General features: G+C 58.5%; 14 protein-coding genes. 7 read left to right on the top strand and 7 right to left on the bottom strand.

What is annotated here, in order from left to right; translation table 11 throughout:
• The first annotated feature begins 18 nt into the window (after positions 1–18).
• On the top strand, positions 19–663 hold the full coding sequence (locus tag F8B91_RS08045) for a pyridoxamine 5'-phosphate oxidase family protein (protein WP_196503194.1): 645 nt from the start codon (positions 19–21) through the stop codon (positions 661–663).
• A gap of 6 nt (positions 664–669) precedes the next feature.
• Here the strand turns inward: F8B91_RS08045 and F8B91_RS08050 are convergent, their stop codons facing one another.
• The 4 genes from F8B91_RS08050 to F8B91_RS08065 all read right to left on the bottom strand — a co-directional run bounded on the left by F8B91_RS08050 (position 670) and on the right by F8B91_RS08065 (position 4483).
• Complete coding sequence (locus tag F8B91_RS08050; RefSeq protein WP_196503195.1) at positions 670–1005, bottom strand: nuclear transport factor 2 family protein; 336 nt, start codon at positions 1003–1005, stop codon at positions 670–672.
• Between the two features lie 8 nt (positions 1006–1013).
• The gene (locus F8B91_RS08055) at positions 1014–1622 is read right to left on the bottom strand and encodes a hypothetical protein (protein ID WP_196503196.1); all 609 of its coding nucleotides are present in this window, start codon (positions 1620–1622) and stop codon (positions 1014–1016) included.
• 71 nt (positions 1623–1693) lie between these two features.
• Positions 1694–3091, bottom strand: a complete 1398-nt coding sequence (locus F8B91_RS08060) for a M20/M25/M40 family metallo-hydrolase (RefSeq protein WP_196503197.1) — start codon at positions 3089–3091, stop codon at positions 1694–1696.
• Positions 3092–4483 carry a M20/M25/M40 family metallo-hydrolase gene (locus F8B91_RS08065; RefSeq protein ID WP_196503198.1) on the bottom strand — a complete coding sequence of 464 codons (1392 nt, stop codon included), beginning with the start codon at positions 4481–4483 and terminating at the stop codon, positions 3092–3094. It lies immediately after the preceding gene.
• Positions 4484–4556: 73 nt separating this feature from the next.
• Here F8B91_RS08065 and F8B91_RS08070 point away from each other — a divergent pair, with 73 nt between their 5' ends.
• Genes F8B91_RS08070 through F8B91_RS08080 form a run of 3 tightly spaced genes read left to right on the top strand, consistent with a single transcriptional unit; the run spans position 4557 to position 7734 of the window.
• Entirely contained in the window at positions 4557–6104 is a 1548-nt protein-coding gene (locus tag F8B91_RS08070) for an SLC13 family permease (RefSeq protein WP_196503199.1), read from the top strand.
• A complete protein-coding gene (locus F8B91_RS08075) occupies positions 6101–7111 on the top strand; it encodes a universal stress protein (protein WP_196503200.1) in 1011 nt (336 codons plus the stop codon). Before F8B91_RS08070 ends, F8B91_RS08075 begins: the two co-directional genes overlap by 4 nt.
• Positions 7111–7734, top strand: coding sequence for a glutathione S-transferase family protein (locus F8B91_RS08080; RefSeq protein WP_196503201.1), 624 nt, complete (start codon positions 7111–7113; stop codon positions 7732–7734). The genes F8B91_RS08075 and F8B91_RS08080 overlap by 1 nt, the downstream gene beginning before the upstream one ends.
• Before the next feature lie 54 nt (positions 7735–7788).
• Here the strand turns inward: F8B91_RS08080 and F8B91_RS08085 are convergent, their stop codons facing one another.
• Both F8B91_RS08085 and apbC read right to left on the bottom strand, forming a co-directional pair.
• The gene (locus F8B91_RS08085; protein WP_196503202.1) at positions 7789–8511 is read right to left on the bottom strand and encodes a hypothetical protein; all 723 of its coding nucleotides are present in this window, start codon (positions 8509–8511) and stop codon (positions 7789–7791) included.
• 95 nt (positions 8512–8606) lie between these two features.
• A complete protein-coding gene (apbC, locus tag F8B91_RS08090; RefSeq protein ID WP_196503203.1) occupies positions 8607–9716 on the bottom strand; it encodes an iron-sulfur cluster carrier protein ApbC in 1110 nt (369 codons plus the stop codon).
• A gap of 146 nt (positions 9717–9862) precedes the next feature.
• Here apbC and F8B91_RS08095 point away from each other — a divergent pair, with 146 nt between their 5' ends.
• Positions 9863–11401: a sensor histidine kinase gene (locus F8B91_RS08095; protein WP_196503204.1), complete on the top strand. Its 1539-nt coding sequence runs from the start codon at positions 9863–9865 to the stop codon at positions 11399–11401.
• Here the strand turns inward: F8B91_RS08095 and cobT are convergent.
• Positions 11398–12414: a nicotinate-nucleotide--dimethylbenzimidazole phosphoribosyltransferase gene (cobT, locus tag F8B91_RS08100; protein WP_196503205.1), complete on the bottom strand. Its 1017-nt coding sequence runs from the start codon at positions 12412–12414 to the stop codon at positions 11398–11400. The two genes, F8B91_RS08095 and cobT, sit on opposite strands and share 4 nt — an antisense overlap.
• Before the next feature lie 79 nt (positions 12415–12493).
• Between cobT and cobS the strand changes: the two genes are divergently transcribed.
• Complete coding sequence (cobS, locus tag F8B91_RS08105; protein WP_196503206.1) at positions 12494–13303, top strand: adenosylcobinamide-GDP ribazoletransferase; 810 nt, start codon at positions 12494–12496, stop codon at positions 13301–13303.
• An 82-nt stretch (positions 13304–13385) separates the two neighbouring features.
• Positions 13386–13868 (top strand): TIGR02281 family clan AA aspartic protease, encoded by a 483-nt coding sequence (locus F8B91_RS08110; protein ID WP_196503207.1) that lies wholly within the window; start codon positions 13386–13388, stop codon positions 13866–13868.
• Positions 13869–13963: the final 95 nt, after the last annotated feature.

Here is a 13963-nt window from a genome sequence, read left to right on the forward strand (position 1 = left end):
AACCACGGAGCCAATGACATGAACGCACCTTCAGACAAAACCCGCATCAAGCGCCTGGCCAAGCGGGCCGCCTATGATGCCGACACGGTGCATGCCATCTTGGATGCGCAGCCTTTCTGCAGTGTGGGTTACATTTTTAAGGGCGTGCCTTTTGTGACGCCCACCATGCAATGGCGCGAGGGCAACCATATTTACTGGCACGGCTCATCCGCCAGCCGCGCGCTCGAAGCCAGCGAGGATGCGGAAGTGTGCGTGAATGTCACGCTGATTGACGGCATGGTGATGGCGCGTTCGGCCTTCAATCACTCGGTGAATTACCGCTCGGTCATGGCCTTTGGCAAAGCCTTCAAGGTGAGCGACCCGGCAGAGAAAGAGCAGAAGATGAAAACCTTCGTCGACACGCTGTTTCCCGGCCGCTGGGAGATGCTGCGCGAAATGTCGAAGCAGGAATTCAAGGCCACGATGATCCTGGGGCTGGAGCTGAATGAGGTTTCTGCCAAGGTTCGCAATGGCGGGCCGGGCGATGATGAAGAAGATTTCGCCCTGCCGATCTGGGCCGGGGTGATTCCGATGCAGACGCAGTTCCTCGCACCGATGGATTGCCCACGACTGCCGGAGGGGCTGACACCGCCGGAGCATGTGACGAAATACCGGATTGGGTGAAGTTCTTTAGTCGTCCGTCACGTCGATGCGATCAATTTCTCCTGCCTCGTTGAAGCGGATCACCTGCATGCCGCTGCGCTGAGAGCTAGATGAACGCAAGGTCCATCTTGCCGTTACCGACCGGCCTTCTTCGCGGACATCCTCGTCTCCATTCACCTGATCTGGATGCTTCGCAAAATAGGCGCGGAAGGCGGCCATGATTGCCGCCCTACCCTGTATTACTGAAGCTAACCCCGGCGAGGCATAGACGGCATCCTCCGCGAACATCCGTTCCACAGTGTCCATGTCAAACCGGTTGAGGGCTGCCGTGTAGTTTGCCAAACGCTGTTTTAGCTGATGCAAGGCGCGGCTTAATGCAAGTTGCAGGATGGCATGTTGATTGCGCCTGTTACTTCGCCGGACATCATATTTTTTCCAGCCGGAGTATAAACAACCACCTTCATGGAACCCTTGTGGTCGTTACGCTTTTTCAGCTCAATTTCCAAAACGCTAAAGCCCATATAGGTGATCAGGGGTGCATCAGTATGTGAATATCCGTGAGCCTGGAATTTTGCGGTACACCCATTTATGTTGACAGCCATTCCAAAAGCGCGACCACATTGGAAACCGGTGTCAAAACCCTTTTCTTGAGCATCTTCACCGGGATTGGCTGGCTGAAGCTCCGATGACACCCCTGCTGGCGAACCATGGACGGTACAGGCAGACGCATAAAGTCCGTTTTGCGGTTGGGGCGGGTCCAACTGCGTCCACCAATCGCCTGATCGAATTCCAAACCAGATCCAACCTACGCCCGAACTTGCTGCCTGTTTTGCCCTTAACCCAAAACTGAAAGGCGCAGAACCTGACATAAGTTTTGCAGGCGGGTTGATTTCAATTGTATCGCCACTTGCCGCCTGAGCAACGGGAGCAAACAAGCAAAGATTGCAATTCAAAATAGCAAAGTTCTTAAGGAACTTCATATTTCACCCCATTCAAATTGCGTCCCACAACCTTAAATATCAGGATTTTTGACGTTTGAAAAGCGACAAATTCATCTCGCCAGCGCACCAAAAATGCGCACCCAGCTTTTGATGCCGCGCTGGAAGCTGGTGAGGTTGTATTTCTCATTCGGGCTGTGGATGGCATCGTCATCCAGGCCGAAGCCCACAAGCACCGAATCCATGCCCAGAATATCCTTGAAGTGGCGCACGATGGGGATGGAGCCACCGCCGCCAATCAGCATCGTCTCCCTGCCCCATTCGGCCTTCAAGGCCGCTGCAGATTTCTGGATGTAAACGCTGCCATCAGCAATCTCGGATGCAGGTGCACCGCTGCCTTTGCCGGAGAAACGGAGTTTGGCATCGGGCATCATCTGCTTTTTGGCGAAGGCCTGAAATGCCTTCAGCACTTTCTGCGGGCTTTGCTTGCCGACCAGACGGAAGGTGAATTTGGCATGCGCCTTGGAAGCGATCACCGTCTTGGTGCCCGCACCCGTATAGCCGCCCCACATGCCGTTCACTTCCGCTGTGGGCCGCGCCCAGATTTGCTCCAGCACGCTGAAACCTTTTTCACCGGCAGCGGATTTCAAGCCCACGCTGCCAAGGAACTTCTTTTCCGAAAATTTCAGCGAGGCCCATTGCTTCTTGGTGGCTTTGGACAGTGGCGCAACACCATCATAGAATCCCGGAATGGTGACCTTGCCATTCTTGTCATGCAGCGAGGCGACCAGCTTCGACAATGCGCGGATAGGGTTCGTCGCAGGGCCGCCATACATGCCGGAGTGAAGATCAATCGATGGGCCTTCGACTTCAACCTCCTCATGAACAAGGCCGCGCAAGCGGGTTGTAATTGCAGGGGTTTTCTCGTCCCACATTCCAGTGTCGCAGACGAAGGCGACATCGCAGGAGAGCTCTGCCTTGTTGGCTTTCAGGAAGGGAATGAGTGAGGGCGAACCCGACTCTTCTTCCCCTTCGATGAGGAAAGTAGCCTTTACCGGGAGCGATCCCGTGGTGGCGATCCAGGCACGGGCGGCTTCAACGAAAGTCATCAGCTGGCCTTTGTCATCCGCCGTGCCGCGGCCATAGATGCGCTCCACGCCATCGGCGCCTTTTTTCAGCGTGGGCTCGAAAGGCTTGGTGTGCCAAAGCTCAATCGGATCGACGGGCTGCACATCATAATGGCCATAGAAAAGTGCGTGCGGTGTTTTGGGCGTGGCACCCTGCGGCGTGTAATGCGCCACCACCATCGGGCGGCCCGGCGTGGGGCGCACACTTGCTTCGAAGCCCAAGGCCTTGAGCTCTTTCACCAGCCAGGCGGCGGCATCATCGCAGGGGCCGGCATAGGCGGGGTCGGTTGAAATGGACGGGATGCGCAGAAGTTCAAACAACCTGTCGAGGCTGGATTTGAAGCCGGCTTCTGCTGCGCTGACAACTTTATCTACACTCATCATTCACGTCCTTTTTGCAATGCTGCCAAACAGCCGCGCCCAAGAGCGCGTGCCGCGGTGAAAACTTTCAAGATCATATTTTTCGTTCGGGCTGTGGGCCGCATCATCAAACCGGGCGAAGCCCACGAGCAGGCTTTCCATTTTCTGATGCTTGCGGAAACATTCGACGACGGGGATCGAAACGCCGCTGCCGACCAATGCGGTCTTCACACCCCATTCTTCGCTCAGGGCGGTTGCGGCCTCGGCGATCCATGGATTGTCTTCCTTCACGGCGATGCCGGTTGAATCACCGGCATGGGAATGGAAGCTGATTTTGCAATCGGGCGGCAGGTTCGCCTTCATGAAAGCGCGGAAGGCGGCGCGCACTTTCTTTGGTTTCTGGCCTTCGACCAAACGGAATGAGAATTTGGCTTGCGCCTTGGCGGGCAGAACCGTCTTGCCGCCGATGCCGGTATAGCCGCCCCAGAAGCCGTTGACCTCCAGCGTGGGCCGGGCCCAGAGCTGCTCGGCCAGGGTGAAGCCCTTTTCGCCTGCGGAAGTCTTGAGGCCGATGGGGCCGAGCACTTCCTTCTCCGTCAGCTTCAAGCGTTTCCAATTGGCAAGCTTGGCTTTGGAAACCGGCTTCACGCCGTCATAGAAGCCGGGCACGGTGACCTTGCCCTTGGCGTCATGCAGCTTGGCGATGAGGCTCGAGAGCGCCTTCAGCGGGTTTCGGGCGGGGCCGCCGAAATAGCCGGAATGCAAATCGAGCCGTGGCCCGGTGACCACCACATCTTCGCTGATACAGCCGCGCAGCGATGTGGTGATGGCGGGTGTTTTGGCATCCCACATTTCGGTGTCGCAGATCATGGCGATATCGGCCTTCAGCGCCGCGCCCTGCTCCTTCAGGAAAGCATCCAGCACATCGCTGTTGCCCTCCTCATCGCCTTCAAGCAGCACGGTGAGGCGGAAGGGCAGCGTGCCGTGAATTGCCATCCAGGCGCGCACGGCCTCTAGGAAGGTTAGCAACTGGCCCTTGTCGTCGGCGGCACCGCGGCCGAAGACGGCCTTCACGCCGCTGGCCGTTTTGCCGATCCGTGGCTCGAAAGGTGGCGTGGCCCAGAGGTTGAGTGGATCGACTGGCTGCACGTCATAATGGCCGTAAAACAGAACATGCGGCAGGCTGGCCTGGCCTTCGTTCCAGCGGGACAGAAGCACCGGCTGGCCCGTGGTGTTGTGCAAGCTGGCCCGGCCGCCAAAGCTTTCCAAATGGGCCTTCAGCCAGTGGGCACAAGCGATACATTCACTGTCAAAAGCCGGGTCGGTTGCGATGCTCTGGAATTTCACCAAGCGGAACAAAATTTCCAAGCTTTCTTCTTGCGCGGCATCGATTTTTGAGAGTACGGCTTGAAGCATGGCTGGCGTGGCGAATCCGGGGTTCCGGCGTTAACTTTACCACGGGCCGCTGCAAAAGGGCAAAGACCACGCGATGAGCGCAGAACAGGCCAGCTTCCTCTTAGCCCGCGACAGTTTGCTGGCAAACGAGGTGTCGTCTGGCCTTCACCGCATCCGCCGGCGCGGTTACCAGCGCTATGTCCTTTGGAAGAATTTCATCGATTTCTCGCTGCTGTGGAAGCGGCGCTGGTTCATCATTGCCATGTTCCTTGGCTTTGCACTGATGACGGCGCCCACGCCTGCGGGGCTGACGCATCAGGGCCAGATCGTTCTGTGCATGTCGCTGATCTCGACGATCCTGTTTGCCAGCGAGGCGGTGCCGCTGCCCACAGTGCCGTTGCTGATTATTGTCGGCGAAGTGGTGCTGCTGGGAATTGACCCCACGGTGGTGGCGCAGAGCCTGATGACGGACTCTGTGCTGTTCATCATGGGCTCGCTGATGCTGGCCGTGGCGGTGGTGAAGCAGCGTCTCGACAAACGCATTGCCTGGTGGATCGTGCGGATCACTGGCACCAATCTTTACGCCATCAGTTTCGGACTGGTCGTTGTGTGCGGTTTGCTGGCGGCCTTTATCGGTGAACATACAGTGGCGGCGATGATGCTGCCGGTGGGCGTGACGCTGATTTCACTGACCTCGAATGAACCCACCAAAGTGCGCAATGTGGCCGCCGTGCTGTTGTTCTCGATCTGCTATGGTTGCTCGATTGCCGGCGTAGCCACGCCATCGGGCGGCGCGCGCAATGCCATCATGATTTCCTATTGGAAATCGCTATTCTTCAACCCGGAGGACCCGGCCACCAACCGCTACATCATGGATTACCTGCATTGGGCACTTTACGCCTTCCCGATGTTCCTGCTGCGCCTGCCCTTCGTCACGCTGCTGCTGGCCTGGACCTTCAAGCCCGAAACCACTGACATGACGCGCTCCATCGCGCGGCTGCGCACGCAGGTTGCCATGCAGGGGCCGATGCGTGGTTCGGAATGGATGACCATCCTGATTTTCGGCGTCACCATCACCGCCTGGGTCGGCTTTTCGCAGCATCTGGGCCTGGGCACGATTGCGATTGCCGGCACGGCAGCGTTTCTGATTTTCGGCCTGGTGCGCTGGGAAGACATCAATGCCGGCGTGAACTGGGGGGTGATCTGGCTTTATGCTGCCGCGATTTCGCTGGGCGTGGAAATGAAGGCCACGGGCGCTGCCGAATGGGTGGCGCACAGCATGCTGCATGGCATGCAAGCGGTGAATGCCAATGGGCTGTTCCCGTTCAACTTCACCATTTCAGTGCTCACCATTTTCGTGTCCAACACAATGACTGCGGGTGCTGCCGTGGCGGTGCTGGCGCCCATCGTGCTGAACACGGCGGTGGCTTCGGGGCATGATCCGTTGGCCACTGGTTTCCTGTCAGCGATTTCATCAGCCTTTGGATATCTGACGCCTGCAGCGCAACCGGCGTTCACGATTGTGTATGCGTCAGGCTATCTCAAGGCATCTGACTTTATGAAAATTGGCGTGCGCATGATGATCCTGTCCTTCATGGTGCTGATGCTGCTGGCGCAATATTACTGGCCGCAATTATCATGAGCCTGTTCCGCCGCAATGTGCTGCCGGACCGGCAGGAAGCCGCCATCCAGAAAACCGTGTCGCATCTGCGTGCGCAGCGGCGCAACCGGTTCCGCATCCTGGCCTGCATTGACGGAACAGACGAAAGCTTCATCAGCGTGCGCAAGGCGGCGCGGTTTGGCGCGTCGGATGAATGCGACATCATTATTCTCTACGTGCGGCCCATCGATACGGGACTGCATTCGGGCGGATTGCAAGTGCGGCTGGCGCGGCAGAACATGATGGAATCCGGCTTCGAGCTGCCGGGGGTGAGCCATCTGAAACGCGCGCTCGATATCCTCAAGGCCGAAGGGCTCGATGTGAGCGACTGGAGTCGCGAAGTGCAGAACCAGGATGCCTGGGGCGATCCGGCGGGTGATAACAAGATTGAGTATAAAGGCCCAACCGGGCGCAGCGTGGTGCTGAAGCTAAAGACCGCGCCTGATGTGGCGGTGGGCATTCTCGATCAATATGAGTTGGGGCCGTATAACCTCATAATCGTGGGCGCGCCTTCGCGGTGGCGCTCGGAATTCCGGTCGCTGTTTGATTCCGGCGTGGTGCAAACCATTGCCACTATGGCGCCCTGTTCGGTGATGGTGGCCAGAAAGCAGAATGAGCGCATGGGCTTTCTGTTCGCCATTGATGGCACGGCGCGCTCGATGCAACTGGTGCGGCGCGGTGCTGTGCTGGCGCATGTGATGCAACGCGATATCAGCCTGCTTTCCGTGGCGCCCGATGAAGCGGCGCGTCCAGCGGCGCAAGAGGCGGTGGCCAATGCGCAGGCCCTACTCAAAGCCATGGGCATCACTACGCTTGAGGCGAGAGTTGCCGTGGGGGATGTGGCCACCTCTATTGTCGAAGTGGGCAACAACTACGGTACCATTGTGGTCAATGACGAGCGGCGCACCAAGATGGAGCGCCTGTTACGCGGATCGGTGGCGACGGAAGTGGTGCGGCGGGCGGCGACTAGCGTTCTGGAGGTGCGATGATGGCGGAATTCAAACTGTGGTGTTTTGGCGAGAGTGGCAATTCCTATAAAGCCGCGCTGATGCTCAATCTGTGCGATCTGGAATGGCGGCCGGAACTGGTCGATTTCTTCAATGGCGAGACGCGCGGCGATGCGTATCGCTCTGATGTGAATGAAATGGGCGAAGCGCCGGTGCTGGACCACAATGGCAAAATGCTCAGCCAGTCCGGCGTGATCCTCGATTATCTGTCATCCCTGACCGGTAAATTCTCCGGCCGCGATGCGGATGAGCGGCGCGAAATCTTGCGCTGGATCCTGTGGGATAATCACAAATTCACCAGCTACATCGCCACGCTGCGATTCCTGGTCACGCTGGCCAAAACCGGCGATCCTGCCGTGATTGAATGGCTGCGCGGGCGGGTGAATGGATCGATGGGTGTGCTGGACAAGCACCTCGCAGGCCGGGCATTCCTGCTCGGTGACAGGCCTACCATCGCTGACATTTCACTGGTGGGGTATCTCTATTACGGTGATGAATTGCCGTTCGAAGTGCTGCCGCATGTGACGGCTTGGACCGAGCGGGTCAAGGCGCTGCCACATTGGAAGCATCCGTATGATCTGATGCCGAGGAAGGCGAAGGCTTGAAAAGAAACGCCCGTTTACGCGGGCATGACGTGATCGCGAATAGCAGCGGGGAAGTTAACCCGCCTGCTCTTCCATCGAGTCGAGATATTCGTTCAGGTGGTCGAAATCTTCGAAGCGCATCCAACCTTCATCGGTTTCGGCTTCGATCGTGTCATCGGAAAGCACGCGTGCGGCGCGGCCACGGATGACTTTTTCCTCGACGACAAACAGGCCTTCGGCACCCGATGCGCTTTGAGCGGCCTCGGCATGATCTTCCGGTCCGGGGCGATCATCATCTTCAGCGGCGTCTGCTGCATCCATCCCACCGATGGATTTGATGATGTCTTTCTTGGCCTGTTCCAGCGCGTTGATCGTGTCGGTCACTTGCACGCCGGCACCCTTCAGCGCGGCGTCGGCTTCATCGCGCGAAATGCCGGCCACGGAAGCCACTGCTGCCTCGGCGGCGGACAGCGCTTCTGCCTCCGGCGTCTTCTTGTTGAAAAAGGCCCCGGCCTTGGCATTGTCCTGCGGCGAACTCACCGGTGCGGGCACTGCCACGCGCGATGGCGGCGGCGGAGCGCCCACGGTTTCAGCCTGCTTCCTTGGTGCATTGACCCGGAACGCGTCAATCACGCCGCCGAGGCCCACGGCCAAGATGCCGCCCACCAGCAGGAACACTGCCGTATCCAATTGAATTCCGTAAACCGCCATGCGGCCCGGCTGTACGAAGGACAAGGCCCCCAGCACCAGACCCAGCAGGGCCAACACCGTCCCCAATAGCTTCATCAAATTCGACATCTCATCCCCTCTGTCGAGTTCCGCTGTTGAATTGAATCAACCAATTGCGATCATAAGTCAACTCAGGGCCGGGGCGAAGGGCTAATCTGTTGATCCTATTCAATAACGATGCGCGGCGGGGCCTTGGTCAATTGGCCCGCTTCCAGCCTGGCCCAGATGTTGGCGGCGATGCCCCGGTACACTGCTGCATGGGGTGAATCCGGCAGGCTGGCCACGATGGGCTCGCCTGCATCAGAGCGTTCACGAATCTCCAGATCAAGCGGAATTTCGCCCAGGAAAGGCAGGCTCAGTTTCTCCGCTTCCTTGCGCGCGCCACCATGGCCGAAGATTTCGTGGCGCTTGCCGCATTGGTCGCAAATGAAATAGCTCATATTCTCGATAATGCCGAGCACCGGCACATTGACCTTCACAAACATGTTGAGGCCCTTGCGCGCATCGATCAGCGCGAGATCCTGTGGGGTGGAGACAATGACCGCGCCGGAGAGCGGGGTTTGCTGCGCCAGCGTCAATTGCGCATCGCCAGTGCCGGGCGGCATATCGATCACCATCACATCGGTTTCACCCCAGGACACTTCGCGCAAAAGCTGGGTGAGGGCCGACATGACCATCGGCCCGCGCCAGATCATCGGGGTGGCTTCATCAACGAGGAAGCCAATGGAGGCGACTTCGACGCCGAAGCGGTTCATCGGCTTCATGCGCTTGCCTTCCTCATCGGAAGCTTCAGGCTTGCCGTGGATGCCGAATAGCTTGGGCATCGAGGGGCCATAGACATCGGCATCCAGCACCGCCACGCGCAGGCCATTAGCCTTGAAGCCCAGCGCCAGGTTGATCGCGGTGGTGGATTTGCCTACGCCACCCTTGCCGGAGGCCACGGCGATCAAATGCTTCACACCTGGGATGCCGTTGCGCAGCGAAGCGGCCTGTTGCTGCTTTGGGCCGGGGGTACGCTCAGGTGCGCGTTCCGCTGTCAACACCACACGGGCTTTCTTGACGCCGTCGATCTTCGACACACGGTCCTGCACAAAGGCGGCCAGCTGCTCCATGGATTTGGCATGGGCAGGGTTCACATTGAGGGCGAACATTACCTCGCCGTCCTGGATGGCGATTTCGGACACAAGCCCCGCACTCACAATGTTGCCGCGCCCGTCCGGGGCGGCAATGTGTTTCAGTTCGGCGAGGATCAGGTCTTGGGAAAGTGCGGGCATGGGAGAGTAAACCGTTGGTTGTTCTGGCAGGTTGATATGGTGAAGGGATTATTGAAGGGCAAGCGGGAAGTCCAACTGCATTTAATCCAAATGATTTTAGCGAATTTCCCAACTGAAGGTTTAGAGCTTGTTGGTAGGACCAGGCAATGTCCGATGACGTATCGCCACTTGCCCGCGAGGGCCTGACTTCCAAGCTGAACAGTCGGCCGGACTCTGCTGATTTTGCCATGGCTGCCAAGCCACAGAATTCGCCCTGGCAGCGCGAGCTGCTTGAGCTCTTCCTGCGCAACCAGCTCAAACTGGCTGTCGTGATGCCTGCGCTTGCGATGTTCCTCGCCTTTACTGTCGCTCCCTGGTGCGGCTGGAATGTGGTTTTGCCCTGGTTGCTCGGTACCGTCGGCACCAGCTTAATCCAAATTTACCTGTGCTGGTATTATTTCAAGTCGAAGCCGTTGCACGGCAGTGGAATGCACGGCGTGTTTGGCGACTGGCTGGGCATGGCAACAGCAACCGAATTCATGCAGGGCCTGTTCTGGGTCTTGCCGCTGTTCCTGTTCACACCGGAAGGCGTGCATCAGCATGGGACCTTCCTGATTGCCACGGTGCTGGCCGTAGCGGCGCTTCGCTTTCTCATCGCAAACAATTTCATGCCCGTCCTGGTGGCCGGCACTGGAATCATTGTGCTTGGGGCGGCCTTGCGCTGTTTTGTCGAGTTTGATGTTTTCAACAGCACAGTTGGTTGCATTCTGGTGTTCTTGGAGGTGCTTTTCCTTCTGGTGGCGCGCCGCCTGCAAGATACAGCCCGCGACATGCTGCTGTTCCGCGCGCAAAAGGATGCTCTGATTGAAGAGCTGCGCGCCGCGCGCGATCTTGCCGAAAAAGAGCGCGGCAAGGCGGAAAGTGCCAGCCAGGCCAAAACCGTTTTTCTCGCGAATATGAGCCATGAACTGCGCACACCGCTCAACGCAATTCTTGGCTTTTCCGAAATCCTGCACACCGAGATGTTCGGCCCCATCAAGAACGATACCTACAAGGACTATGCCGCTGACATCAATTCCTCCGGCCGCTACCTGCTGGGATTGATCAACGATATTCTCGATATTTCGCGCATTGAGGCCGGACGGCGCGAGATCATGGACACTGTGATCACCATCTCGAAGCCGCTTGAAGACGCGATGGCCTTCGCTGCACCCGTGGCAGCGGAGAAAAAAGTTTCTGTCACCCTCTCTATCGACCCTGAACTGCCACGCCTGCGGGGTGACAGCCGGTCCATTCAACAGGTGGCGATTAACCTTCTCACCAATGCGGTGAAATTCACGCCCGAGGGCGGCCAGATCGAAATTGGCGCCAAGCGCGTTTCCAACGGCGCACTGCAAATCTTTGTGAAAGACAATGGTCCTGGCATTCCACCGCAAGAGCTGAAATCAGTGCTGATGTCTTTCACGCGCGGGCGGCGCTCCACCGACAAGGCAATCGATGGCGTTGGCCTGGGCTTGGCGATCGTCAAAGGCATCATGGAGCTGCACGAAGGCACAATCGAAATTGAAAGCATGGTGGGTCTTGGCACAAATATCCTGTGCACCTTCCCCGCCAAACGCGTGCTGTCCGGACCTATGAGCGAGCTCGAATCCGGAGCAGCGATTTCCAGCGAAAGCCAGAAGCGGCTGCTGAAACTGACCGGCTAGTCCTTATTGGAAACGCCTGCACTCTCAAACGTCGCCATGCCATTGTGGCAGGCGAGTGCGGCTTTCACGACACCCGCTGCCATCGCGGCACCGGAAGCTTCGCCCAGACGCATGCCCAGATCAAGCAGCGGCTCCTTGCCCATGGCAGCCAGCAATTTGCGATGGGCATTTTCAGCCGAGCAATGGCCGAAGAGGCAATGATCAAGGGCTGACTTGTCGGCCTTATAAAGCACGGCGGCGGCGGCGCTGGCCACGAAGCCATCCACGATCACCGGCACATTCTGCATGCGGCCCGCCAGAATGGCGCCTGCCATGGCGGCGAATTCGCGCCCGCCGACACGGCGCAGCACTTCCAGTGGATCGCTTAGATGGCCCTGGTGGAAGGCCATGGCACGGTCCACGGCATCGGCCTTGCGCTTCAGGCCGGCAGCATCCACGCCCGTTCCGATGCCCACCCAATCGGCGCCCTTGCCGCCGAACAGTGCGCAAGCGAGAGCTGATGCAATTGTGGTATTGCCGATCCCCATTTCGCCGACACAGAGGAGGTCACAGCCGCCGGCGATTGCTTCCATGCCGTAGGCAATCGTGGCGGCGCAGTCCTTCTCGCTGAGTGCGGCATCCTGGGTAATGTCACCCGTGGGCTGTTCGAGTGCCAATTCAAATACCTTGAGGCCCAGATCATAGGCTTTGCAAATCTGATTTACCGCCGCGCCGCCGCCCTGGAAATTGGCGACCATCTGCATTGTCACTTCCGGCGGATAGGCGGCCACGCCCTGCTTCACCACGCCATGATTGCCAGCGAACACCGCAACCACCGTGCGATCCGCGCGCGGCGGGTAATGATGCTGCCAGCGGGCCATGAATTCTGCGATCATTTCCAGTTTGCCCAGCGCACCGGGCGGCTTCGTCAGGATGGCATCATGGGCTTTCGCCTGTGCCTCCGCTTGCTCATCCGGCCCCGGCATTGATGCAATCAGGTGACGGATGTCATCAAAGGGAAGGCCGGTGGTCATGGAATGATCCTTTAATCTTGTAACTGAACAGAACTTGCGTTTATCACGGGTGGCAGGGAAAACCACAAGCCAGCCGTCCATGAGCGACATTTCAGACCCACCGCAGACTCCTTCGAAACCGCTTCGCCCGGTTTCCGAACTGCTGGTGGCCCTGCAGTTTCTCACCCGTTTGCCCATTCCCTTTGTGCGCACCGTTGATCCCGTGCCGCTGGCGCAGAGCATGCGGCTTTTTGCCTTGGCGGGTGCCCTGATCGGCGCAGTCAATGGCGTGGTCCTTACCGCTTTGTCTTATTTGCAGCTGCCTGATGTGATGGCGGCTGCACTTGCGATTGGCTTTGGCCTGTTCCTCACCGGGGCCATTCATGAAGACGGATTGGCCGACACCGCCGATGGCTTGCTAGGCGGCAAGACCCGCGAGCGCCGTTTGGAAATCATGCGCGACAGCCGCATTGGCACCTATGGGGCTTCGGCTCTCATTCTCGCTATTCTGTGCAAGGCTTCCGCCTATCACACGCTGGGTGAAGTCAAACCCTGGCAAGCCATACTGATGCTCGCTGCCACCGGTGCTTTCTCGCGCGCCATGGTGGTGGACATGATGTGGGCCACGCGTTCGGCCCGCAGTGATGGGCTGGCCAGCATGGCCGGGCGGCCCAGCCGGGCAGCGGCGCTGTTTTCAATCGTGACCGGTGGTGCGCTGACTGTCTGGGCGGGTTGGTTCATCAACCCGATTTCAGGCGTTGAAGCGATGGCAGTTGCACTGCTCATTACCGCCCTGATGCGGCGCGCGGCCACGCGGCTGGTGGGCGGGCAGACCGGTGACATTTGTGGCGCCGTGCAAGTGCTGACCGAAATCGGCATGCTGGCGACTTTCTTCGCAAGCATTCATTAACTCTCCTTTCCAGTTTCTCGCTGGCGTCAACGCTTCTTCACGCACCGGGCGTTTACCTTGAGCTCCTGTTTTCGGAGTTTCCATGCGCAGCATCCAACCCTTGCCCAGCGTTGCCCTTGCTATTCTGCTGACCCTTGGGGCTGGCCTGCCGGGCTTGCGCCCGCCGATCCATGTGAAGAACAATATTGATCTGATGGCGGTGACCGAAATCAAGGGCGGCCAGGGCGGACATTTCGTGACGCAGGCCTATGTGAACAGCCAGACTATACAAGTGCTGGTCGATACCGGGGCTTCTGCCGTGGCGCTGTCTTATGAAGATGCTGACCGGGTAGGTTTGCGCCCGCGCCTGCTGACCTATGATGTGGGCGTGAACACTGCCAATGGCGCCACCAAGGCGGCACGGGTAAAACTGTCGCGCGTCGAGATCGACAATGTGCGTGTGGACAATGTGGATGCGCTGGTTCTGCCGCAAGGCGCCCTCACCGGCACATTGCTCGGCATGAGCTTCTTGTCGCGCCTCTCGAGCTTCGGCTCGGAAAACGGCACGCTGACGTTGAAGAATTGACGAATTTTGGCAAGATCGGCATGAAGTGCCGATCGCCTTTCTCAATTGGTGCGGAATTGCTTCGCCAAACTGGTTTCACTTTGGCGCATTCCGCA

This window comes from Aestuariivirga litoralis (assembly GCF_015714715.1).
Classification (GTDB): Bacteria; Pseudomonadota; Alphaproteobacteria; order Rhizobiales; family Aestuariivirgaceae; genus Aestuariivirga; species Aestuariivirga litoralis_A.